Source organism: Massilia sp. BSC265 (assembly GCF_000740675.1).
Classification (GTDB): domain Bacteria; phylum Pseudomonadota; class Gammaproteobacteria; order Burkholderiales; family Burkholderiaceae_D; genus Telluria.
This window is the reverse complement of sequence record NZ_JPXI01000033.1, coordinates 271,084-293,685: the sequence shown is the minus strand read 5'-3', so window position 1 is coordinate 293,685 and position 22,602 is coordinate 271,084. Positions and strand designations below refer to the sequence as shown.

The window sequence follows — 22,602 nt, the reverse complement described above, 5'->3', positions numbered from 1 at the left end:
GCAACATGAACGAGCATGCAGACCAGCCGGCCACGCCGGGCAACGACGCTGGCATTCCCGGCAAGACCCTGCAGTCCCAGCGCGAAGCGATGGGCTGGAGCGTGGAGCAGGTGGCCGACCAGCTGAAGCTGGCGCCGCGCCAGGTGGTGGCGCTGGAAGCCGGCGACTACGCCTCGCTCCCGAGCCCGGCCGTGACGCGCGGCTTCGTGCGCGCCTACGCCAAGCTGCTGAAGATCGACGCCACCCCGCTGGTCGCCAAGATCGAGATGAACATGCCGCCGGAAGCCCAGGCTGGCGCGACCGCCTCGATTCCGCGCCGCGAGCAGCGTCCGGCCTCGTTCTCGCAAAGCCGTTTCCCGATCGGCGGCAAGCGCAATAAAGTGCCGGTCGGCCTGGTCGCCGGCGCCGTGGTGCTGGTCGCCGCCGGCGCCGCGCTCTGGCACTTCGGCCTGATCCCGGGCAGCCAGCAGCCGGAAGCCGACAACGCCGCCGTGCTCGAGACGCCCGCACTGACGCCGAGCGGCGGCGCACCGGCAGCGCAGGATCCTCTGCTGAACCCGTCGGTGCCCCTGATCTCGGTGCCGGCGCCGGCAGGCGAGGGCGCCGCCGCGCCGGCAGGCACTGCCCCGGCAGGCACTGCCCCGGCCGGCGCGACGCCGCCGGCTGCAGCACCGGCAACCGCGCCCGCAACTGCGCCAGGCGCCACGCCGGCCGCGCCGGCGGCCACGCTGGCAGCACCCGTGACCGCCGCGCCTGCAACCCCGGCGGCAACCCCGGCGGCAGCCCCGGCAGCCGCCGGCGCCAACGCGTTGGTGCTGAACGTGCGTGAAGACGCCTGGGTCGGCGTGGTCGTCGGTGGCAAGCGCGTCCTCTGGCGCGAGGTCAAGGCCGGCTCGACCGAGACCATCGACGTCACCGGACCGGGCACCCTGACCGTCGGTAACCCGGGCGCCGTGACGGCGACCCTGCGTGGTTCGGCTGTCAGCCTGGAGCAGGCGCCGGGCAAGAAGTTCGCCCAAGTGTCCTTGAAGTAATCGTTGAAGCAAGCATGGAACAGAACATGATCGTGAATCAACCCTGTATCGGCGAACCGATTCCTTCAGGCCCGCTGGCGCGCCGCGCGAGCCGGAAGGTCGCGGTCTCGCATGGCCAGCGCACTGTCTGGGTCGGCGGCGATGCGCCGGTGGTGGTGCAGTCGATGACCAACACCGACACCGCCGACGCGATCGGCACTGCGATCCAGGTGAAGGAACTGGCGCGCGCCGGTTCCGAGATCGTCCGCATCACCGTGGATACTCCGGCCGCCGCCGCCGCGGTGCCGGCGATCCGCGAACAGCTCGACCGCATGGAAATCGACACCCCGCTGGTGGGCGACTTCCACTACAACGGCCACCTGCTGCTGCGCGACTATCCGGAATGCGCGCAGGCGCTGTCGAAGTACCGCATCAACCCGGGCAACGTGGGACAGGGCGCCAAGCGCGACACCCAGTTCGCCCAGATGATCGAGATCGCCGCAAGGTACGACAAGCCGGTGCGCATCGGCGTCAACTGGGGCTCGCTCGACCAGTCCCTGCTGGCGCGGATCATGGACGAGAATGCCGCCCGCGCCACCCCGTGGAGCGCCCAGGCCGTGATGTACGAAGCGCTCATCACCTCGGCGATCGAGAACGCCGTGCGCGCCGAAGAAGTCGGCCTGGCGCGCGACAAGATCATCCTGTCGTGCAAGGTGTCGGGCGTGCAGGACCTGATCGCCGTCTACCGCGAACTGGCGCGCCGCTGCGACTATCCGCTGCACCTGGGCCTGACCGAGGCCGGCATGGGCAGCAAGGGTATCGTCGCTTCGACCGCGGCGCTGTCGGTGCTGCTGCAGGAAGGCATCGGCGACACCATCCGCATTTCGCTGACGCCGGAACCGGGCGGCGACCGCACCAGGGAAGTCGTGGTCGGCCAGGAGATCCTGCAGACCATGGGCCTGCGCAAGTTCACCCCGATGGTGATCGCCTGCCCGGGCTGCGGCCGGACCACCTCGACCGTGTTCCAGGAGCTGGCGGACAACATCCAGACTTTCCTGCGCGAGCAGATGCCGGAATGGAAGAAGACCTATCCGGGCGTGGAAGCGATGAACGTGGCCGTGATGGGCTGCATCGTGAACGGCCCGGGCGAATCGAAGCACGCCAACATCGGCATCAGCCTGCCGGGCACGGGGGAATCGCCGGCGGCGCCGGTGTTCGTCGACGGGCAGAAGGTGGCGACCTTGCGCGGCGAGCGCATCGTCGACGAGTTCAAGACCATCGTGCTGAACTACGTGCAGAAGAACTACGGACGCGAAGCCGTGCCAGAATAAGACTGTAGGGTGGGCGGGTCTCCCGCCCACCCTACGAGAAGCGAAAGAAAATATGTCCAAACCAGAAAAAATCGTCGCCGTCAAAGGCATGAACGACATCCTCCCGCAAGATGCACCGATGTGGGAGCTGTTCGAGAACACCGCCGAGACCATCCTGAAGAGCTACGGCTACCAGAAGATCGTCACCCCGATCGTCGAGGACACGTCCCTGTTCGCGCGCGCCATCGGCGCCGTCACCGACATCGTCGAGAAGGAGATGTACTCCTTCGAGGATTCGATGAACGGCGACCAGTTGACCCTGCGTCCGGAGGGCACCGCTGGCGTGGTGCGCGCCGTACTCGAACATAACCTCGTGTACGACGGCCCCAAGCGCCTGTGGTACAAGGGCCCGATGTTCCGCCACGAGCGCCCGCAGCGCGGCCGCTACCGCCAGTTCTTCCAGTTCGGCGCCGAAGCCGTCGGCTTCTCGGGCCCGGACATCGACGCCGAGCTGATCATGCTGTGCCGCCGCCTGTGGGACGACCTCGGCCTGCAGAACGTGCGCCTCGAGCTGAATTCGATCGGCAATGCCGACGAGCGCCTGCGCCACCGCGCCGACCTGATCGCCTACCTCGAGAAGCACGAAGACATCCTCGACCTGGAAGCCAAGCGCCGCCTGCACAGCAACCCGCTGCGCATCCTGGACACCAAGAACCCGGCCATGCAGGACATGGTCAACGGCGCGCCCAAGCTGCTCGACTACCTGGGCGAAGAGTCGCTGGCGCACCTGAACGGCCTGCGCAAGATCCTGGACCGCAACGCGGTGCAGTACACCATCAACCCGCGCCTGGTGCGCGGCCTCGATTACTACAACCGCACCGTGTTCGAGTGGGTCACCGACGAGCTGGGCTCGCAGGGCACCATCTGCGCGGGCGGCCGCTACGATCCGCTGATCGAGCAGTTCGGCGGCAAGGCGACCCCCGCGGTCGGCTTCGCGATGGGCATCGAGCGCATCATCGAACTGATGAAGGGCCTGGGCGAGACCCAGACGCCAAGCCAGTGCGACGTCTACCTGGTGCACCAGGGCGAGGACGCCCAGCTGCAAGCCTTCATCCTGGGCGAGCGCCTGCGGGATGCCGGCCTGGATGTTGTGTTACATTGCGCAACGCCGGCAGGTGCGGGCAGCTTCAAGAGCCAGATGAAGAAGGCCGACGGCAGCGGCGCCGCGTTCGCCGTCATCATCGGCGAGGACGAAATCGCGTCGAACCAGGCAGTCGTCAAGGCAATGCGCGCAGACGTCGACAAGGCGGCGGGCGAGCAGCAGCAATCGAAGGTCGCTTTCGAAGACGTGGTCGACTATGTGGTCGACCAGATCGTCGGCGATCACGACCACGATCATGATCACGTGCATTACCACCCTTAAGACCGGTACCGATTCACCAACACAATAACGACAGACACTGAGCAGACAATGGCATACGACCTCGAAGAACAGGAACAGATAGCGAACTTCAAGGCCTTCTGGGCCCGTTTCGGCAACCTCATCATGGGCGTGCTGATCGTCGCGCTCCTCGCCTACGCCGGCTACAACTTCTGGCAGTCGCGCCAGCGCACCCAGGCCGTCGAGGCCTCGGCGCTGTACGACGAGCTGCAGGCCGCGCTCGGCGCCAGCGACAACGCCAAGGCCCAGCGCATCGCCGGCGACATCAAGCAGAAGTACGAAGGCACCGTCTATGCCCAGATGGCGGCCCTGGCTGCTGCCAAGACGGCGTTCGAGGCAAGCGACCTGAAGACCGCCAGGGCCCAGCTGCAATGGGTGGCGGACAATGGCAACGACGAGTACAAGGCCATTGCCAAGCTGCGCCTGGCCGGCGTGCTGCTGGACGAGAAGTCGTATGACGCCGCCCTCAAGCTGCTGAATGACAAGTTCCCCGAGCAGTTCTCGGCTGAAGTGGCCGACCGCAAGGGCGACGTCCTGGTGGCGCAGAACAAGATCGCCGAAGCACGTCAGGCCTACGTGGCCGCGCTGGCAGCAATGCACAAGGATAATCCGGGTCGCCAGCTGGTCCAGGTCAAGCTCGAAGCCATCGGCGGCACCGTGCCGGAAGCGACAGCCAAGGGCGCCGCGGCCGCTGCGTAACCCTCAAGATTGAAGGCCCGCACCCGCCGCGAACGGTCGGGCGCGGGCTTTGCGTCCTCTACAGTCCAGGAACAAGGTAAAAGAATATGCGTATTAGCAGCAAACTTGTTGGTGTCGGTGTACTGGCCCTGATCACGGGTTGCTCGAGCCTGCCCTCGCTCGGCTCGCTCAATCCCTTCGCCTCGAAGTCGAAGACCGACCAGCCGGCGCCCCTGAGCGAACTGAAGGCGAGCATGGCCGTGCGTACCGCATGGAAGCTCGACATCGGCAAGGCCGGCCCGTACACGTTTTCGCCTGCACTGGCCGGCAACACCGTGGTGGTGGCCGGCGGTCAGGGCGACATCGCCCGCGTCGAAGCGGACAGCGGAAAGCAGTTGTGGCGCATCAAGGCCGGCAGCGAGCTGTCGGCGGGCGTCGGCACCGACGGCAACCTGATCGTGGTCGGCGGCACCAAGGGCACCGTGATCGCCTTCGACATGGACGGCAAGAAGCTGTGGACCTCGCAGCTGTCGAGCGAGCTCCTGTCTTCGCCGGTAGTGGGGCAGGGCATCGTCGTCGCCCGCAGCCTCGACAACCGCATCGTCGGCCTGGACGCCAAGACCGGCGAAAAGAAATGGACCGTGCAGCGCGTGACCCCGTCGCTGACCCTGCGCACCGCGCCGGGCATGATCATCAACGGCAGCGACGTCATCGTCGCCCAGCCGGCCGGCCGCCTGTCCTCCATGATCCTGGCCACCGGCGCGCCGCGCTGGGACCAGGAAGTGGGCGTGGCGCGCGGCGCCACCGAGCTCGAGCGCGTGACCGACATCGGCGGCGCCCCGGTGCTGTTCGAGGGCGAGGTCTGCGCCGCCTCCTACCAGGGCCGGGTTGCCTGCTTCGACGCGGCGGCCGGTTCGCCCAAGTGGACCCGCGACCTGTCTTCCGAAGTCGGCGTCGCCGTCGACCAGCGCTTCGTGTTCGCCGCGGACGACAAGGGCGCCCTGTACGCCTTCAACCGCGACACCGGCTCGAATGCCTGGAAGAACGACAAGCTGGCCTTCCGCCGCCTGTCGACCCCCATCTCGTATGGACGCGCGGTGGCGGTCGGCGACTACCAGGGCATCGTGCACTTCCTGTCGCGCGAAGACGGCTCCTTCCTTGCACGCGCCGCAACCGACGGCAGCGCCGTCATCGGCACCCCGGTGGTGGCTGGATCGCACCTGATTTTTCAAACACAAAATGGAACTGTGGCCGCCATCGCGGTCGAATAGAATAACTACATGAAGCCGGTAATTGCACTCGTTGGTCGCCCGAACGTCGGGAAGTCGACCCTATTCAACCGCCTGACCCGCTCGCGGGACGCGCTGGTGGCCGACCTCCCTGGCCTGACCCGCGACCGCCACTATGGCGAAGGCCGGATCGGCGAACGGCCGTTCCTGGTCATCGACACCGGCGGTTTCGAGCCGGTGGCCAAAGAGGGCATCATGCACGAGATGGCGCTGCAAACGCGCCAGGCGGTGGCGGAAGCCGACGTCGTCGTGTTCATCGTCGACGGCCGCCAGGGGCTGACCCCGCACGACAAGACCATCACCGATTACCTGCGCAAGACGGGCCGGAAAGTCATGCTAGTGGTTAATAAGTCCGAGGGCATGAAGTACACCTCGGTCACTGCCGACTTCTACGAGCTGGGCATGGGCGATCCGTATGTCATTTCCGCCGCCCACGGCGACGGCGTGCACGACCTGGTGAACGAGGCGCTCGATTTCGCCTTCGCCAACCGTCCCGACGAGGAAGAGGAAGCGGAGCATCCCGACCACGGCATCAAGATCGCCATCGTCGGCCGCCCCAACGTCGGCAAATCGACCCTGATCAACACCCTGGTCGGCGAGCAGCGCGTGATCGCCTTCGACATGCCGGGCACTACCCGCGACTCGATCGAAGTGCCCTTCGAACGCGAAGGCAAGAAATACACCTTGATCGATACCGCCGGTATCCGCCGCCGCGGCAAGATCTTCGAGGCCATCGAGAAATTCTCGGTGATCAAGACGATGCAGTCGATTTCGGATGCCAACGTCATCATCCTGTTGCTCGATGCCCAGCAGGACATCTCCGAACAGGATGCCCACATCGCCGGCTTCATCCTGGAGTCGGGCAGGGCGCTGGTGGTGGCCGTCAACAAGTGGGACGGCCTGCAGTCGGACCAGCGCGACCAGGTCAAGATGGACCTCGACCGCAAGCTGGACTTCCTGTCGTTTGCCAAGACCCATTTCATCTCGGCCCTGAAGGGCACCGGCATCAGCCAGCTGATGAAGTCGGTGGATGCGGCCTATGCGGCGGCCACGGCCAACCTGTCGACCCCGCGCCTGACCCGCGCGCTGCAGGAAGCGATCGAGAAGCAGGAACCGAAACGCAAGGGCAGCACCCGTCCCAAGATGCGCTATGCCCACCAGGGCGGCCAGAACCCGCCCATCATCGTCATCCACGGCAATGCGCTGGAAGCCGTCAGCGACCCGTACAAGCGCTATCTGGAAAAGCATTTCCGCGATACCTTCAACCTGGTCGGTACCCCGGTGCGCATCGAATTCAAATCCGGTAAGAATCCCTTTGCCAAGGAGCAGAATTAGCCGTAGCAGTACGACAAAAAGTGGCGAAACAGGTTACAGTAGCTCAGGGCTTTCATTCGCCACAGCGGAATGTGGCCCAGGCACTTGAAAAATGGCAAATTGCCACAAACTCGCATCTACACCCACTGAATTACAACAACATTACGGAGCTGTTATGAGCAACAAAGGGCAACTGTTACAAGACCCATTCCTGAACGCGCTGCGCAAGGAGCACGTCCCCGTCTCCATTTACCTGGTCAACGGCATCAAGCTGCAAGGCCACATCGAATCCTTCGACCAGTACGTCGTCCTGCTTCGTAATACCGTGACCCAGATGGTCTACAAGCATGCCATTTCCACTGTCGTCCCGGCACGTGCCGTCAACCTTAACCTCGACTCCGAAGCCGAGTAAGGCCGATGGCTGACGCCCCCGGCAACACCACCATGCGCGCAGCGCTGGTCGGCATCGATTTTGGTGCTGGCGATTTCACCGCCAGCCTGGAAGAGCTGTCGCTCCTTGCGCGTTCCGCCGGCGCCGAACCGATCACCACGGTCACGGCCAAGCGCAGCAGTCCCGATCCGGCCCATTTCGTCGGCAGCGGCAAGGCCGACGAGATCAAGATGGCCTGCAAGGCCGACGGGATCGACCTCGTCATCTTCAACCACGCCCTGTCGCCTGCCCAGCAGCGTAACCTCGAGCGCCGCCTCGAGGTGCGGGTGGTCGACCGTACCAGCCTGATTCTCGACATCTTCGCCCAGCGTGCCCAGAGTCACGAGGGCAAGCTGCAGGTGGAGCTGGCGCAGTTGCAGCACCTGGCCACGCGCCTGATCCGCGGCTGGACCCACCTGGAGCGTCAGAAGGGCGGTATCGGCCTGCGCGGCCCTGGTGAAACCCAGCTCGAGACCGACCGCCGCCTGATCGGCGAGCGCGTCAAGATGCTGCGCACCCGTCTCACCAAGCTGCGCAAGCAGCACGAGACCCAGCGCCGCCAGCGCGGGCGCAACCAGACTTTCTCGGTCTCGCTGGTCGGCTATACCAACGCCGGCAAGTCGACCCTGTTCAATACGCTCACCAAGGCCGGGGTGTATGTTGCGAACCAGCTGTTTGCAACGCTCGACACCACCAGCCGCCGGCTCTACCTCGGCGACGAAGTGGGCAGTGTGGTGATTTCCGATACGGTCGGCTTCGTGCGCGAACTGCCGCACCAGCTGGTGGCGGCGTTCCGCGCCACGCTGGAGGAAACCATCCATGCCGACCTCCTGCTGCACGTGGTCGACGGCAACTCGCCGGTGCGCATGGAACAGATCGAGCAGGTGAATGAAGTCTTGCGCGAGATCGGCGCCGATCATGTCCCCCAGATCCTGGTCTGGAACAAGATCGACGCGGCCGGGCTGGAGCCCGGGATCGAGCGTGATGAGTATGATAAGATCAGCCGCGTTTTCATCAGCGCCCACAGCGGAGCCGGCCTGGACCTGCTGCGGGATGCCATCGTCGAGGCGGCGATGGCGGCGCGCCAGGAGCACATGCGGGATGGGGAAGAACCGGCGGTGGGCGGCTCCCTCGCCAATCCTGCAGAGAACAATATGACAACCCCTACCCATCTCGGGCCACACTAGCCTATGCTCGTTTCCTTATTAAAACGTTGCGGCATCAAACTGTCGCTGAACGATCCACGTTGGGGCCACAAGCCCGACGGTGACCACAAGGCCCAGGAGGGCCGCCGGCCGGGCGAAGGCCCGCCCGACCTCGATCAACTCTGGCGCGACTTCAACGCGCGCCTGAACCGCATCTTCGGCGGCCGCAACAACGGCGGCGACGGCGGCGGCGGTCCTGGCGGCCGTGGCGACATGCGCGGCGCCGGCATCACTGCGGGCGTGGTGGCGACCATCGTCGGCCTGATCTGGCTGGCGAGCGGCGCCTTCATCGTGCAGGAAGGCCAGACCGGCGTCGTCACCACCTTTGGTAAGCTCAGCCATACTACGGGTGCCGGCTTCAACTGGCGCTGGCCGTATCCGATCCAGGCCCACGAGACCGTCAACGTGTCGACGATCCGTACCGCCGAGATCGGCTACCGCGCCAACGTGCGCAACAAGCAGCCGCAAGAGTCGCTGATGCTGACCGACGATGAAAACATCATCGACATCCAGTTCGCGGTGCAGTACACGCTCAAGGATCCGGTCCAGTGGCTGTTCAACAACCGCGAGAACGACGAGACCGTGCGCCAGGTCGCCGAGACCACCATCCGCGAGGTCGTCGGCAGGAGCAAGATGGACTTTGTCCTGTACGAAGGCCGCGAGAAGGTTGCCGCCGACGTCCTCCAGGCGATGCAGCAGATCCTCGACCGCTACGCGCTGGGCGCGCTGATCACGAACGTGACCATGCAGGGCGTGCAGCCGCCGGAACAGGTGCAGGAAGCCTTCGACGACGCCGTCAAGGCCGGCCAGGACCGCGCCCGTGCGCGAAATGAAGGCGAAGCGTATGCCAACCAGGTGATTCCGCAGGCGCGCGGCCAGGCCTTCCGCCTGATGCAGGACGCCGAGGCCTACCGCTCGATGGTCGTCGAGAACGCAACCGGTAACGCCTCGCGCTTCGACCAGGTGGTGGCCGCCTACGCCAAGGCGCCGGCCGTCACCCGCGACCGCATGTACATCGACACGATGCAGCAGATCTTCTCCAGCACCAGCAAGGTGATGGTCGATTCGCGCGCGGGCAATCCGATGATCTACCTGCCGCTGGACAAACTGATCCAGCAGGGCGCCGGCAACGAGAGCGTCGGCGCCCGTTCGGGTCCGGTGCAGGTGCCGCAGTCGGCGCCGCCGTCGGACGTCATGCAAGCCATGGATTCGGTGCGCCAGCGCGACAGCCGGAGCCGCGATTCCTCACGTGACCGGGAGAGCCGTTAATGAACCGCCTCGTAACTCTTTTTGTGGCGGGCTTCATTGCCCTGATGCTGCTGTCGTCCACCGTGTTCGTGGTCGACCAGCGCCGTTTCGCCATCGTGTTCGCCCTGGGCCAGGTGCGCGACGTGATCACCCAGCCGGGCCTGCACTTCAAGCTGCCGCCGCCGTTCCAGAACGTGGTCTACCTGGACAAGCGCATCCTGACGCTCGACACGCCTGACGCCGACCGTTTCATCACGGCCGAGAAGAAGAACATCCTGGTGGATGCCTTCATGAAATGGCGCATCACCGATCCGCGCCTGTACTACGTCAGCTTCAGCGGCGACGAAACCCGCGCCCGCGACCGCCTGTCGCAGATCATCAAGGCGGCCCTGAACGACGAGATCACCAAGCGCACCGTGCGCGAAGTGATCTCGGGCGAACGCGGCGCCGTGATGAATGCGGTGAAGGAAAAGGTCGTGGCCGAAGCCAAGGAGATCGGCGTGGGCGTGGTGGACGTGCGGCTCAAGCGCGTCGACTACATCGAGCAGATCAACAACTCGGTGTACGAGCGCATGAAGGCCGAGCGCGTGCGCGTGGCCAACGAGCTGCGCTCCACCGGCGCCGCCGAATCCGAGCAGATCCGCGCCGACGCCGACCGCCAGCGCACCGTGATCATCGCCGAAGCCTTCCGCGAGGCCGAGAAGATCAAGGGCGACGGCGATGCCAAGGCATCGGTGATCTACGCCGACGCGTTCGGCAAGAATCCGGAGTTCGCCAAGTTCTACCGTTCGCTGGAAGCCTACCGCGCGACCTTCAAGAACCGCGGGGACGTGATGGTGGTGGATCCGAATTCGGAGTTCTTCAAGTACTTCAAGCAGCCTGGTTCGAAGTAGATCGTAGGGTGGGCTGGGAAAACAGTCCAGTGGACTGGTTTCCCGCCCACGCGGTCAATTGCGCTAATGTCACCCGCGCGGCAATTCAGATCGTCACCATCACCGCGTGGGCGGCAGAGCCGCCCACCCTACATTATCCGTCTATACAAGCGTTGCAACATGGCACCATGGCAATCCGCCAACGCTGTCAAACCAACATCCCCCGCCTACTGCTTACCATTTTCGGGTAAAATTGCCGATTCGGCGCTCGCACCGTGCGCCGGCACGCCTGTGCCTACCGCCGTGCCAAAAGCATTGCTCTTCAAAACAACCCGTTAGCTGTCTGCCCATGCCGAATTGGCTATTGCCTGAAAATATTGCCGATGTCCTGCCGTCCGAGGCGCGCAAGATCGAGGATCTGCGCCGCAAGATGCTCGACACCTTCCGCCTGTACGGCTACGAGCTGGTCATGCCGCCGCTGCTCGAGTACGTCGAGTCGCTGCTGGCCGGGGCAGGGCAGGACACCGAACTGCGCACCTTCAAGGTGGTCGACCAGCTGTCGGGCCGCCTGCTTGGCCTGCGCGCCGACATGACCACCCAGGTGGCGCGCATCGACGCCCATCTGCTCAATCGCGAATCGGTTACGCGCCTGTGCTACGCCGGCAGCGTCCTCCATACCCGCCCGTCGGGCCTGCACGCCACCCGCGAGCCGATCCAGATCGGCGCCGAGATCTACGGCCACGCCGGCCTGGAAGCCGATGCCGAGATCCAGGAGCTGGCACTGGGTTCGCTGGCGCTGGCCGGCTTCACGGACGTCCGCCTCGACCTGTGCCATGTCGGCATCCTGCGCGCCCTGCTGGCCGAAGACCCGGCCGCGCGCCGCGATGAAGCCCAGCTGACCTGCCTGCTGCGCGCCAAGGATGCGCCCGGCCTGGACGAGTTCACGCAACATTACGCCCCGAGCACCCGCAAGGCACTCCTGGCCTTGCCGAACCTGTACGGCGATGTCGAGGTGCTGGCGCGTGCAAAAGAAGTCTTGCCGGCCCTGCCGGGGATCACCCGTGCGCTGGCCGAGCTGGCTGCCCTGTCCGCGCACGCCATCGGCCGCGCGCGAGTGGCGATCGACCTGGCCGACCTGCGCGGCTACCAGTACGAAAGCGGCGCCATGTTCGCGCTCTACGTGCCGGGCCTGCCGAATGCGGTGGCGCGCGGCGGCCGCTACGACCATGTGGGCGAGGCTTTCGGGCGCGCGCGTCCGGCGACCGGCTTCTCGCTCGACCTGCGCGAACTGGCGCGGCTGCTGCCGACGGCCGAGCGCAAGCACTCGATCAGGGCGCCGTGGGGCAATGCTCCCGAGCTCAAGGAAAAAATCGCTGACCTGCGCAAGGCAGGCGAAGTCGTGATCCAGTCCATGCCGGGTCACGACAATGTTCAGGACGAGTTCGAGTGCGACCGCGTGCTCGTCCTCGAAAACGGAAATTGGATTCTCAAAAACTTAGGTTAAGTGATGTCAAATACTAACGTGGCAAAGAACGTCGTTGTCATCGGCACCCAGTGGGGCGATGAAGGCAAGGGTAAGATCGTCGACTGGCTGACCGACCATGCGGCCGGCGTCGTCCGTTTCCAGGGCGGCCATAACGCCGGTCACACCCTGGTCATCAAGGGCCAGAAGACCGCGCTGCAGCTGATCCCGTCGGGCATCATGCGCGAAGGCGTGGCCTGCTACATCGGCAACGGCGTCGTCGTCTCGGTCCCGGACGTCATGCGCGAGATCGACAAGCTGCAGGCCGCCGGCATCGAAGTGGTGTCGCGCCTGAAGATCTCGGAAGCCTGTCCGGTCATCCTGCCTTACCACGTCGCCATCGACAAGGCACGCGAAGCCAAGCGCGGCGAGAACAAGATCGGCACCACCGGCAAGGGCATCGGCCCGGCCTACGAAGACAAGGTCGCCCGCCGCGCGATCCGCATCGCCGACCTGCTCAACGAAGAGCGCTTCGCCGAGAAGCTGCGTGAAAACCTCGAGTACCACAACCACGTGCTGGTGAACTACCTTGGCGCCGAAGCGATCGACTTCCAGCAGACCTACGACGACGCGATGGCACAGGTAGAGCGCCTGCGTCCGATGGTGGGCGACGTCTCCTCGGCCCTGTACGCCGCGCACAAGGCCGGCGGCAGCCTGCTGTTCGAAGGCGCGCAAGGCTCGCTGCTCGACGTCGACCACGGCACCTATCCGTTCGTCACCTCGTCGAACTGCGTGGCGGGTAACGCCGCCGCCGGCGCCGGCGTGGGCCCGGGCATGCTGCACTACATCCTCGGCATCACCAAGGCCTACACGACCCGCGTGGGTTCGGGCCCGTTCCCGGCCGAATTGCCGACCGACGCCGGCGTCGGCGAGCACCTGTCGCGCGTGGGCCACGAGTTCGGCACCGTGACCGGCCGTGCGCGCCGCTGCGGCTGGTTCGACGCCGCGTTGCTGCGCCGCTCGGTGCAGATCAACGGCGTGTCGGGCATGTGCCTGACCAAGCTGGACGTGCTGGACGGTATCGAGTCGCTGAAACTGTGCACCGGCTACAAGATCGACGGCCGCAACGTCGACATCTTCCCGGTCGGCGCCGAAGAAGCCGCGCTGTGCGAACCTGTCTACGAAGAGATGCCTGGCTGGACCGAATCGACCGTCGGCGCCAAGTCGATGGAAGAGCTGCCGGCCAACGCCCGCGCCTACATCAAGCGCATCGAAGAACTGGTGGGCGTGCCGATCGACATGGTGTCGACCGGCCCGGACCGCGTGGAAACCATCGTGCTGCGCCATCCGTTCGCAGCATAAGCACCAACGTATAACAATAGGATTACCTGAAATGAACACCCCTGCATCGACCGACAAGGACCTTTGGGTTTCGTGGGACGAGTACAACCGCCTGGTCGAGCGCCTCGCGCTGCAAGTGTATGAATCGAACTGGAAGTTCGACATGGTCCTGTGCCTGGCGCGCGGCGGCGTGCGTCCCGGCGACGTGATCTCGCGCATCTTCGATGTGCCGCTGGCGATCCTGTCGACCAGCTCCTACCGCGAAGAAGCGGGCACCAAGCAGGGCAACCTGGACATCGCCAAGTACATGACGATGACCAAGGGCCCGCTGGCCGGCCGCATCCTGCTGGTCGATGACCTGGCCGATTCGGGCGTGACCCTGCAGAAGGTGCGCGAGCACCTGCAGAACAACTACCCGGACGTCACCGAAGTGCGCTCGGCCGTCATCTGGGTGAAGGGCACGTCAAGCTTCAAGCCGGACTACCACCTGGAAGACCTGCCGCACAACCCGTGGATCCACCAGCCGTTCGAAGACTACGACGGCCTGCGTCCGCACCAGCTGGCGGCGTGGATGAAGAAGTTCGAGAAGTAATCGCGGCTGCCGGAAGGCGCCGACTCTCAGAAAGCGGGGAAGCGTGGAAACACCTTCCCCGCTTTTGTATTTACCTGATGCATAAGTGATTTCCGCATAGATAGTCCTTGCATGCTGTTTCTCTGTTAAGATTGCAAAATCCTGGCAATCGGGTACGTCAACAATAAGAATCCCATGACCCAAAGCTTCTTCCAGACCTTCATTCTCCTGATCCTCGTCACCGACCCCTTCGGCAACGTTCCCCTGTTCGTCGCAGCCCTCAAGGAAGTCCCGATCGAACGCCGCGCCCGCATCGTGGTGCGCGAATGCGCCATTGCTTTCCTGCTGCTGCTGGTGTTCATGTTCTTCGGCCAGCACTTCCTGGCGGCCCTGCACCTGTCTCCGGTGGCGCTGCGCATCGGCGGGGCGGTCATCCTGCTCATCATCGCGATCCGCATGATCTTCCCGCATCCGGACGGCGTGCTCGGCCGGAATGAGGGCGGCGAACCCTTCATCGTGCCGCTGGCGATTCCCGCGCTGGCGGGGCCTTCGGCGCTGGCCACGGTGCTGCTGTTCAGTGCCGGCAGCATCTCCGAGACCATGGTGCACGTGGCTGCCCTGGCCGCCGTCGGCGTGGTCTGGCTGGCGGTTTTCCTCAGCGCGGAGAAACTGCAGCAGCGCCTCGGGCCGCAGGTCATGACCGCATTCGAGCGCCTGATGGGCCTGATCCTGACGGCCATGTCGGTCGAGATGCTGCTGGGCGGCATCCGTGAATTTGTACAGACACTATGAGGGCAGCCGTGCGGGGTCGAACGCCGCCTTTCTGGCACACTTTTGGCTCGATCACGCGCGCGGCCACATCCGTTTCTACTCAAGCATGAAACCCGAACACGAGACTCCTGCCGAATGGCTGCCCTTCCTCAGCGGGGGCGGGCAGATGGGGGCCATGATGCGGGCGCACGACTGGTCGCATTCTCCGCTCGGCCATCCGCGCACCTGGCCGCAGGCGCTGCGCACCACGGTCGGGCTGATGCTGAATTCGAAGTTCCCGATGTTCGTGGCCTGGGGGCCGGAGCTGGGCTTCCTGTACAACGACTCCTATGTGCCTGTACTGGGTGAAAAACATCCTGCGGCGCTGGGCAAGCGCTTCCATGACGTCTGGCGCGAAATCTGGGACGACTTGCACCCGCTGATCGTACGTGCGCTCAAGGGCGATTCCACCTACATGGACCGCATGCCCCTGCGCATGCACCGGCACGGCTACGACGAGGATACCTGGTTCCGCTTTTCGTATTCGCCGGTGCGCGACGAAGACGGCACGGTGGCGGGCATGTTCTGCGCCTGCGTCGAGACCACCGCCGAAGTGCTCGCCGAGCGCTACCGCAACGAAGAGAACCAGCGCCTGATGACCCTGTTCGAGCAGGCGCCCGGCATCCTGGCCGTGCTGCGCGGCCCGGACCACGTCTTCGAGATTACCAACCAGTCGTACATGCAGCTGATCGGCCAGCGGGGACTGATCGGCAAGCCCGCGCGCGAAGCCCTGCCCGAGGTTGCGAACCAGGGCTTCTTCGAACTGCTCGACCAGGTCTACCAGTCGGGCCAGCCTTTTGTCGGCCACGCGGTGCCGCTGCGCGTGCAGCGCGAGGCCAACGGGCCGCTGGAAGAACGCTTCGTCGACTTCGTCTACCAGCCGATCCGCGGACCCAGGGGCGACGTCGAAGGTATCTTCGTGGAGGGCAGCGACGTCACCATGCGCAAGCGGGTGGAGGACGAGCTGCGCGCCGCCAACCGCCAGAAGGACCAGTTCCTGGCGATGCTGGCCCATGAGCTGCGCAACCCGCTGGCGCCGATCACGACCGCGGCCCAGCTGCTCCAGCGCGGCACGCTCGATCCGCAGCGCGCGCGCCACGCCAGCGACATCATCGTGCGCCAGGCCGAGCATATGACGGACCTCGTGAACGACCTGCTGGACGTCTCGCGCGTGACACGCGGACTGGCCGAGATCGAGAAGGAAGACCTGGATGTCGTCGCGATCGTCCATGGCGCCGTCGAGCAGGTGCGCCCGCTGCTGGACATGAGGCGCCACGAGCTGAAACTGGCGCTGTCGGAGCAAGCGCTGCACGTGTCGGGCGACCGCGCGCGCCTGGTGCAGGTGGTCTCGAATATCCTCAACAATGCGGCCAAGTACACTCCCCCGGGCGGCAGGATCGTCTTGCGCGTGACCAGCGAGGGTGGCGAAGCCGTGGTCGCGGTCTGCGACAACGGGCAGGGGATCGAGCCGCAGATGCTGCCCTATATCTTTGACCTGTTCACCCAGGCTGAGCGCACGCCCGACCGCTCGCAGGGCGGCCTGGGCATCGGCCTGGCGCTGGTGAAGAGCCTCGTGGCCCTCCACGGCGGGCGGGTGGCGGCCCACAGCGCGGGCCCGAACAAAGGCAGCGAATTCGTGGTCCGTCTGCCGCTGCTGTCGGATGCGGCGGCGCACGAGCCGCAGCAACCGGACCATCACGTTGGAGAAGGCGCGGTGCGGGTGCTGGTGGTGGATGACAATGCCGACGCCGCGCAGATGCTGGCCACGCTGCTCGAGGCGCATGGCCATGTGGTGAGCGTCGAATACGACGGCACGGGCGGCCTGGCGCGCGCCCTGCGCGAACGGCCCGAGGTCATGCTGCTCGATATCGGCCTGCCCGACATGGACGGCCACGAGCTTGCGCGCCGCCTGCGCGCGTCGCCCGATACCGCCAATGCGATGCTGATCGCGCTGACCGGCTACGGCCAGAGCGACGACCGCGAACGGGCGCGCCAGGCCGGTTTCGACCGGCACCTGGTCAAGCCGGCAGACCTGTCGGAGCTGCTGCGCATTCTGGCCGAGGTGCGCGGCCAGGTCGACTGACTCTTGCATCCCCATCCGTGCGCAGGCTTCATTGCAAGCCGGTGTATGCTGGTCCCGGGACAATAGGGGGACAAAGGCTCGCATGAGAACCTGGAGAATCGCAGACGAAGACGTGGCCCTGGACCGGAGCTGCGAAGGTGCGCGCAAGAGCGGCGGACATTGGCATGCCGAGGGTTGCCCGGCCCTGTATTCGGCCATGACGGCGGAACTGGCGGTGCTCGAGAAGTTCGTCCACTCTGAAGGCGACGAGGAAGGGCTGGTGCTGGTCGCGGTAGACCTGCCCGACGATCCCGAACTAGGTATGGACGTGAGCCGCGAAGAGTTGCCGGAAGGCTGGGACGACCTCGATGACGGCGGCAGCGCGACCGAATTCGGCACCTCCTTCCTGCAGAAGTGCCACCATCTCTACATGCGCGTGCCCTCGGTCATCGTGGGCGAAGGCGTGAACCTGGTCATCAATCCGGAGCACCCGGCCTACGAGGATGTGACGCTGTCCATCGTACGCACTTTCAGCTTCGACCCGCGCATGATCAAACAGGCGGAATGACTCCAGGGCCGGCATCGTATCGGCGCGCTTCCTGAAGGCGCCAAGCCGGTGCTCGCCACCCGGATAGTCAGTTCCCATAAACTCAGCATTTTCCATTGTGAATCTCTTCGTCGGAAGACTTTACATTTAACAAGGCAGACTGGGATAAATTGCACAAACAATTGAATTGAAACAGCAATTTCCGATTGGCACGCTTAATGCTTTCTTATGGGAATCGCAGTGATCACCATGATCTTGTGAACCATAAAAAATCATAAGGACACAGAATGCCGAATCGGAAAAACTCGCTCAAGAATACGGTCAGCACATTCGTCGCAGCCGCCCTCATGCTGGGAACGGCTTCGTTCGCACATGCCGGCCTGGTCGTGCCAAGCAGTAGTATCTCGCCATTGATCGTTGCCGGCGATCCGAACGGCACGCCGCCGGACAGCCCGGACAAGCGTATCGACCCGAACGTGAGTTCGTCGCGATTTTCCGGCGTGGTCAGCCTGTTCATCCAGTATGACGGCGAGGGCTTCATCTGCTCCGGTGCGCTGGTCGGAAAGCGCCAGGTGGTATCGGCCGGCCACTGTGTCGATACCCAGGGCAATGGAACCTATGTCGACCTGAACAAACCGGGCAGCAGCGTCAGCGTGGTGTTCAACAGCAATGGCGCCTATTACGAGAACACGGGCGAAAAGAAGGTCATCCGGGCCTCGTCCTTCGCGGTCCACCAGGACTACCAGGGTTTCAACATCTGCCCGGACGGCAGCACGGGATGCGCCAATGACGATGTCGCCCTGGTCACGCTGTCCGAGGATGCGCCGGCTTCCGCCAGGATCTACGCGATCGCGAACACCCCGCTGAGCGCCGGCCAGCGCATTATCCTGGCAGGCTACGGCACCTCGGGCGACGGCGTGTCGGGCTATACCGTCGACCCCCTGTTCGATGTGAAGCGCGTCGGCGAGAACTATATCGACGTCTTCGATGGCGACGACGAGCAGGGCTTCCGCGGTCCGGCCGAAGTGTATTACGCCGACTTCGACGGCAACGGCAAGGACTCGAGCTGCCGCTTTTTCGGGGTCTGCACGCCGGTGCTGCCGAACGACGTCGAAACCAATATCGGCGGCGGAGACTCGGGCGGTCCGGCCTTTATCGAGATGTATGGTGAACTGATGCTGGTTGCGAACAATACCTTCGGCATCGACCTGCGCGGCCAGCCGGCAGGTTCGTTCGGTTCCCTCTTCGGCGGCATGGTGCTGAGCACCTACGGGGACTTCCTGCAGAATGCGGCCGGTGGCGTCATCCGCTTCGTGCCTGAGCCGGGCAGCATGGCCCTGCTGGGCCTGGGCAGCCTGCTGATGCTGGGCGCGCGCCGCCGCCGTGCAATGAAGTAATCGGCGTTGACAGAAAAAAGCCGTTCCCACATCCAGAGGGAACGGCTTTGCTTTTTACGGCCTCGCTTACTTGCCCAGCATCGACACCACATTGTCCGCCCCCGGCGCCCCGAAGGCCTGCTGCTTGAGCACATGCAGCTGGTCGCGCACCTGCGCCGCCTTCTCGAACTCGAGGTTCTTGGCGTGGTCGACCATGAGCTTCTCGAGGCGCTTGATCTCCTTGCTGATCTGCTTCTCGCTCATCGACTCGACCTTGGCCGTCGCCGCTTCGTCCTGCACGCCCTCGACCATGGCGCGCTGCGCGGCGTTGCTGTAGACGCCGTCGATCATGTCCTTGATCTTCTTGTTCAAGCCCTTCGGCGTGATGCCGTTGGCCTCGTTGAAGGCGATCTGCTTGGCGCGGCGGCGCTCGGTCTCGTCGATCGCGCGCTTCATGGAGTCGGTCATCTGGTCGGCGTAGAGGATCGCCACGCCGTTCAGGTTACGCGCCGCGCGGCCGATGGTCTGGATCAGCGAACGCTCGGAACGCAGGAAGCCTTCCTTGTCCGCATCCAGCACGGCCACCAGCGAGACCTCCGGCAAGTCCAGGCCCTCGCGCAGCAGGTTGATGCCGACCACCACGTCGAAGGTGCCCAGGCGCAGGTCGCGCAGGATCTCCACGCGTTCCACCGTCTCGATGTCGCTGTGCAGGTAGCGCACCTTGATGCCGTGGTCGCTCAGGTATTCGGTGAGCTGCTCGGCCATGCGCTTGGTCAGCGTGGTCACCAGCACGCGCTCGTCCTTGGCGATGCGGTCGGTGATCTCGCTCATCAGGTCTTCCACCTGCGAGCGCGCCGGCTTGACGATGACCTTCGGGTCGACCAGGCCGGTGGGGCGCACCACCTGCTCGACCACGTTGTCGGCCTTTTCCTTTTCGTACTCGGCCGGCGTCGCGGAGACGAAGACCGTCTGGCGCATCTTGCCTTCGAATTCCTGGAACTTCAGCGGCCGGTTGTCCAGCGCCGAGGGCAGGCGGAAGCCGTAGTCGACCAGGTTGACCTTGCGCGAACGGTCGCCGTTGTACATCGCGTTGAGCTGGCCGATCATCACGTGCGATTCGTCCATGAACATGATCGCGTCCTTCGGCAGGTAGTCGATCAGGGTCGGCGGCGGTTCGCCCGGCATCGAGCCGGACAGGTGGCGCGAGTAGTTCTCGATGCCCTTCGTGAAGCCGATCTCGGCCAGCATCTCGAGGTCGAAACGGGTGCGCTGCTCGAGGCGCTGTTCCTCGATCAGCTTGTTCTCGTTGCGGAAGTACTCGAGGCGGTCGCGCAGCTCGGCCTTGATCGATTCCACCGCGCGCAGCACCGTGCTGCGCGGCGTCACGTAGTGCGAGCCCGGGTAGACGGTAAAGCGCGGGATCTTCTGGCGCACGCGTCCGGTGAGCGGATCGAACAGCTGGAGCGATTCGATCTCGTCGTCGAACATCTCGACGCGGATCGCCAGCTCCGCGTGTTCCGCGGGGAAGATGTCGATGGTGTCGCCGCGTACGCGGAAGCTGCCGCGCGCGAAGTCCATCTCGTTGCGGGTGTACTGCATCTGGATCAGGCGCGCGATGATGTCGCGCTGCGCCACCTTGTCCTTGTGGCGCAGCGTCAGGATCATCTTGTGGTATTCGTTCGGGTTACCGATACCGTAGATGGCCGACACCGTGGCCACGATGACCACGTCGCGCCGTTCCATCAGCGACTTGGTGCACGACAGGCGCATCTGCTCGATGTGCTCGTTGATCGACGAGTCCTTTTCGATGAACAGGTCGCGTTGCGGCACGTAGGCTTCCGGCTGGTAGTAATCGTAGTACGACACGAAATACTCGACCGCGTTCTGCGGAAAGAATTCGCGGAACTCCGCATACAGCTGGGCCGCCAGCGTTTTATTGGGCGCGAAGACGATGGCCGGACGGCCCGCCTGCGCGATCACGTTCGCCATCGTGTAAGTTTTACCGGAGCCGGTCACCCCGAGCAGGGTCTGATACATCAGGCCGTCATTGATGCCTTCCACCAGCCCGGCAATCGCGGTCGGCTGGTCGCCGGCCGGCGGGAAGGGCTGGTGCAGCTTGAAGGGCGATCCGGGGTAGGTGATGACGGTCGGTTCCGGAGCATTTGCGATGGATAAATCTGCCATACTTTCAGACCTTTGCTAGAATGGGAATCCGCTTGCGGCACTGCAGCATGACTATACAAGCAGTGTCGTTCTCTACAACCGCTGCGAACCACCGGCAAACTTACTCAGTTTATTCAGTCTATCACGATGACTTCCACAGCCTCCTCCAGCCTCTTCGGCGCCATCGAAATGGCCCCCCGCGACCCGATCCTGGGCATTACCGAAGCATTCAACGCCGACACCAATCCGGCCAAGATCAACCTGGGGGTGGGCGTCTACTACGACGATAATGGCAAGGTTCCTTTGCTGCAGTGCGTGCAGAAGGCGGAAGCGAAACTGATGGAGCAGCCGGCGCCGCGTACCTACCTGCCGATCGAAGGGCTGGCGAGTTACGACAAGGCCGTGCAAGAGCTGGTATTTGGGGCCGACAGCGCCGTAATTCAAGAGAAGCGTGCGATCACCGTGCAGGCCCTGGGCGGCACCGGCGCGCTCAAGCTGGGCGCCGACTTCCTCAAGCGTTTCTCGCCAGACTCAAGCGTCTACATCAGCGACCCGAGCTGGGAAAACCACCGCGCGCTGTTCGAGAGCGCCGGTTTCGCCGTCAACAATTACGCCTATTATGATCCGGCCACCCACGGCGTGAATTTCGACGGCATGCTGGCCTCCTTGAACGCCATGCCGCGCGGCTCGATCGTCGTGCTGCACGCCTGCTGCCACAACCCGACCGGCGCCGACCTCACCCAGGAGCAGTGGGGCCAGGTGATCGAGGCCGTCGTCAATAACGGCCTGGTCCCGTTCCTCGACATGGCCTACCAGGGCTTCGGCGCCGGCATCGCGGAAGACGGCGCCGTGGTGCGCCGCTTCGCCGAGACCGGGATCCCGCTGCTGGTGTCGAACTCGTTCTCGAAGTCCTTCTCGCTGTACGGCGAGCGCGTCGGCGCGCTGTCGATCGTCGGCACCAGCGCGGAAGAAACCGCGCGGGTACTGTCGCAACTGAAGCGTGTCATCCGCACCAACTACTCGAACCCGCCGACCCATGGCGGCAAGGTGGTCGCCACCGTGCTGGCCACGCCGGAACTGCGCCAGCTGTGGGAAGACGAGCTGGCCGCGATGCGCGTGCGCATCAAGGAAATGCGCAATGTGATGGTCGAGAAGCTGAAAGAGAAAGCTCCTGGCCACGACTTCGAATTCGTGCGCGAGCAGGTCGGCATGTTCTCGTACTCGGGCTTGACGAAAGAGCAGGTGGCCAAGCTGCGCGAGCAGTCGATCTATGCGGTCGACACCGGCCGCATCTGCGTCGCCGCCCTGAACTCGACCAATCTCGACCGCGTCGTTGACGCCGTGGCGAAAGTTCTTTAAAATCTTGGCTCTTCGGACACAGCACATCGTTTCCGAAGAGCAGCAGAAGTGGCTGCGCGACACAAGTCGAATTTGACACGCTGTCACTGCAAACATATAATGCTGTCATCA

At 64.4% G+C, this 22,602-nt stretch carries 19 protein-coding genes; 18 read left to right on the top strand and 1 reads right to left on the bottom strand.

The features are described from left to right. Positions 1 to 5: 5 nt before the first annotated feature. The 17 genes from MA09_RS13500 (at position 6) to MA09_RS13420 (ending at position 18,990) form a co-directional block, all read left to right on the top strand. Positions 6 to 1,034 (top strand): helix-turn-helix domain-containing protein, encoded by a 1,029-nt coding sequence (locus tag MA09_RS13500; protein ID WP_036249268.1) that lies wholly within the window; start codon positions 6 to 8, stop codon positions 1,032 to 1,034. A 26-nt stretch (positions 1,035 to 1,060) separates the two neighbouring features. Then, complete coding sequence (gene ispG / locus MA09_RS13495; protein ID WP_036250045.1) at positions 1,061 to 2,344, top strand: flavodoxin-dependent (E)-4-hydroxy-3-methylbut-2-enyl-diphosphate synthase; 1,284 nt, start codon at positions 1,061 to 1,063, stop codon at positions 2,342 to 2,344. A gap of 52 nt (positions 2,345 to 2,396) precedes the next feature. Beyond that, entirely contained in the window at positions 2,397 to 3,746 is a 1,350-nt protein-coding gene (gene hisS / locus MA09_RS13490) for a histidine--tRNA ligase (protein ID WP_036249265.1), read from the top strand. Between the two features lie 48 nt (positions 3,747 to 3,794). After that, positions 3,795 to 4,463: a tetratricopeptide repeat protein gene (locus tag MA09_RS13485; protein WP_036249263.1), complete on the top strand. Its 669-nt coding sequence runs from the start codon at positions 3,795 to 3,797 to the stop codon at positions 4,461 to 4,463. An 86-nt stretch (positions 4,464 to 4,549) separates the two neighbouring features. Further along, positions 4,550 to 5,713, top strand: coding sequence for an outer membrane protein assembly factor BamB (gene bamB, locus MA09_RS13480; protein WP_036249260.1), 1,164 nt, complete (start codon positions 4,550 to 4,552; stop codon positions 5,711 to 5,713). Between the two features lie 9 nt (positions 5,714 to 5,722). After that, a complete protein-coding gene (gene der, locus MA09_RS13475; protein ID WP_036249258.1) occupies positions 5,723 to 7,066 on the top strand; it encodes a ribosome biogenesis GTPase Der in 1,344 nt (447 codons plus the stop codon). Positions 7,067 to 7,220: 154 nt separating this feature from the next. Further along, positions 7,221 to 7,457, top strand: a complete 237-nt coding sequence (hfq, locus tag MA09_RS13470) for an RNA chaperone Hfq (protein WP_026354376.1) — start codon at positions 7,221 to 7,223, stop codon at positions 7,455 to 7,457. A gap of 32 nt (positions 7,458 to 7,489) precedes the next feature. After that, a complete protein-coding gene (hflX, locus tag MA09_RS13465) occupies positions 7,490 to 8,662 on the top strand; it encodes a GTPase HflX (protein WP_081897611.1) in 1,173 nt (390 codons plus the stop codon). A 3-nt stretch (positions 8,663 to 8,665) separates the two neighbouring features. After that, a complete protein-coding gene (gene hflK, locus MA09_RS13460; protein WP_036249255.1) occupies positions 8,666 to 9,949 on the top strand; it encodes an FtsH protease activity modulator HflK in 1,284 nt (427 codons plus the stop codon). Then, complete coding sequence (gene hflC, locus MA09_RS13455) at positions 9,949 to 10,821, top strand: protease modulator HflC (protein ID WP_036249252.1); 873 nt, start codon at positions 9,949 to 9,951, stop codon at positions 10,819 to 10,821. Before hflK ends, hflC begins: the two co-directional genes overlap by 1 nt. A gap of 328 nt (positions 10,822 to 11,149) precedes the next feature. Further along, entirely contained in the window at positions 11,150 to 12,304 is a 1,155-nt protein-coding gene (locus tag MA09_RS13450) for an ATP phosphoribosyltransferase regulatory subunit (RefSeq protein ID WP_036249250.1), read from the top strand. Positions 12,305 to 12,307: 3 nt separating this feature from the next. Continuing rightward, positions 12,308 to 13,624 carry an adenylosuccinate synthase gene (locus MA09_RS13445; RefSeq protein ID WP_036249248.1) on the top strand — a complete coding sequence of 439 codons (1,317 nt, stop codon included), beginning with the start codon at positions 12,308 to 12,310 and terminating at the stop codon, positions 13,622 to 13,624. 31 nt (positions 13,625 to 13,655) lie between these two features. Further along, positions 13,656 to 14,195, top strand: a complete 540-nt coding sequence (locus tag MA09_RS13440) for a phosphoribosyltransferase (protein ID WP_036249246.1) — start codon at positions 13,656 to 13,658, stop codon at positions 14,193 to 14,195. Between the two features lie 174 nt (positions 14,196 to 14,369). Next, entirely contained in the window at positions 14,370 to 14,966 is a 597-nt protein-coding gene (locus MA09_RS13435) for a MarC family protein (RefSeq protein WP_036249244.1), read from the top strand. 85 nt (positions 14,967 to 15,051) lie between these two features. After that, positions 15,052 to 17,067, top strand: a complete 2,016-nt coding sequence (locus MA09_RS13430; protein WP_036249241.1) for an ATP-binding protein — start codon at positions 15,052 to 15,054, stop codon at positions 17,065 to 17,067. Positions 17,068 to 17,149: 82 nt separating this feature from the next. Beyond that, positions 17,150 to 17,614 carry an RES family NAD+ phosphorylase gene (locus tag MA09_RS13425; RefSeq protein ID WP_036249239.1) on the top strand — a complete coding sequence of 155 codons (465 nt, stop codon included), beginning with the start codon at positions 17,150 to 17,152 and terminating at the stop codon, positions 17,612 to 17,614. A 266-nt stretch (positions 17,615 to 17,880) separates the two neighbouring features. Continuing rightward, complete coding sequence (locus MA09_RS13420) at positions 17,881 to 18,990, top strand: trypsin-like serine protease (RefSeq protein WP_036249236.1); 1,110 nt, start codon at positions 17,881 to 17,883, stop codon at positions 18,988 to 18,990. A 66-nt stretch (positions 18,991 to 19,056) separates the two neighbouring features. On the opposite strand, the gene uvrB is transcribed toward MA09_RS13420, so the two are convergent. Beyond that, on the bottom strand, positions 19,057 to 21,153 hold the full coding sequence (uvrB, locus tag MA09_RS13415) for an excinuclease ABC subunit UvrB (protein ID WP_036249233.1): 2,097 nt from the start codon (positions 21,151 to 21,153) through the stop codon (positions 19,057 to 19,059). A gap of 126 nt (positions 21,154 to 21,279) precedes the next feature. Between uvrB and MA09_RS13410 the strand changes: the two genes are divergently transcribed. Next, positions 21,280 to 22,491, top strand: coding sequence for an amino acid aminotransferase (locus MA09_RS13410; RefSeq protein ID WP_036249231.1), 1,212 nt, complete (start codon positions 21,280 to 21,282; stop codon positions 22,489 to 22,491). Positions 22,492 to 22,602 lie beyond the last annotated feature (111 nt).

Bases quoted from the DNA above. Each gene is read 5' to 3' on its own strand.
- MA09_RS13500 (WP_036249268.1), top strand. From the start codon at position 6: ATGAACGAGCATGCAGACCAGCCGGCCACGCCGGGCAACGACGCTGGC.
- hflX (WP_081897611.1), top strand. From the start codon at position 7,490: ATGCGCGCAGCGCTGGTCGGCATCGATTTTGGTGCTGGCGATTTCACC.
- ispG (WP_036250045.1), top strand. From the start codon at position 1,061: ATGATCGTGAATCAACCCTGTATCGGCGAACCGATTCCTTCAGGCCCG.
- MA09_RS13450 (WP_036249250.1), top strand. From the start codon at position 11,150: ATGCCGAATTGGCTATTGCCTGAAAATATTGCCGATGTCCTGCCGTCC.
- MA09_RS13485 (WP_036249263.1), top strand. From the start codon at position 3,795: ATGGCATACGACCTCGAAGAACAGGAACAGATAGCGAACTTCAAGGCC.
- MA09_RS13435 (WP_036249244.1), top strand. From the start codon at position 14,370: ATGACCCAAAGCTTCTTCCAGACCTTCATTCTCCTGATCCTCGTCACC.
- MA09_RS13430 (WP_036249241.1), top strand. From the start codon at position 15,052: ATGAAACCCGAACACGAGACTCCTGCCGAATGGCTGCCCTTCCTCAGC.
- MA09_RS13410 (WP_036249231.1), top strand. From the start codon at position 21,280: ATGACTTCCACAGCCTCCTCCAGCCTCTTCGGCGCCATCGAAATGGCC.
- hfq (WP_026354376.1), top strand. From the start codon at position 7,221: ATGAGCAACAAAGGGCAACTGTTACAAGACCCATTCCTGAACGCGCTG.
- MA09_RS13445 (WP_036249248.1), top strand. From the start codon at position 12,308: ATGTCAAATACTAACGTGGCAAAGAACGTCGTTGTCATCGGCACCCAG.
- hisS (WP_036249265.1), top strand. From the start codon at position 2,397: ATGTCCAAACCAGAAAAAATCGTCGCCGTCAAAGGCATGAACGACATC.
- MA09_RS13440 (WP_036249246.1), top strand. From the start codon at position 13,656: ATGAACACCCCTGCATCGACCGACAAGGACCTTTGGGTTTCGTGGGAC.
- hflK (WP_036249255.1), top strand. From the start codon at position 8,666: ATGCTCGTTTCCTTATTAAAACGTTGCGGCATCAAACTGTCGCTGAAC.
- hflC (WP_036249252.1), top strand. From the start codon at position 9,949: ATGAACCGCCTCGTAACTCTTTTTGTGGCGGGCTTCATTGCCCTGATG.
- MA09_RS13420 (WP_036249236.1), top strand. From the start codon at position 17,881: ATGCCGAATCGGAAAAACTCGCTCAAGAATACGGTCAGCACATTCGTC.
- uvrB (WP_036249233.1), bottom strand. From the start codon at position 21,153: ATGGCAGATTTATCCATCGCAAATGCTCCGGAACCGACCGTCATCACC.
- MA09_RS13425 (WP_036249239.1), top strand. From the start codon at position 17,150: ATGAGAACCTGGAGAATCGCAGACGAAGACGTGGCCCTGGACCGGAGC.
- bamB (WP_036249260.1), top strand. From the start codon at position 4,550: ATGCGTATTAGCAGCAAACTTGTTGGTGTCGGTGTACTGGCCCTGATC.
- der (WP_036249258.1), top strand. From the start codon at position 5,723: ATGAAGCCGGTAATTGCACTCGTTGGTCGCCCGAACGTCGGGAAGTCG.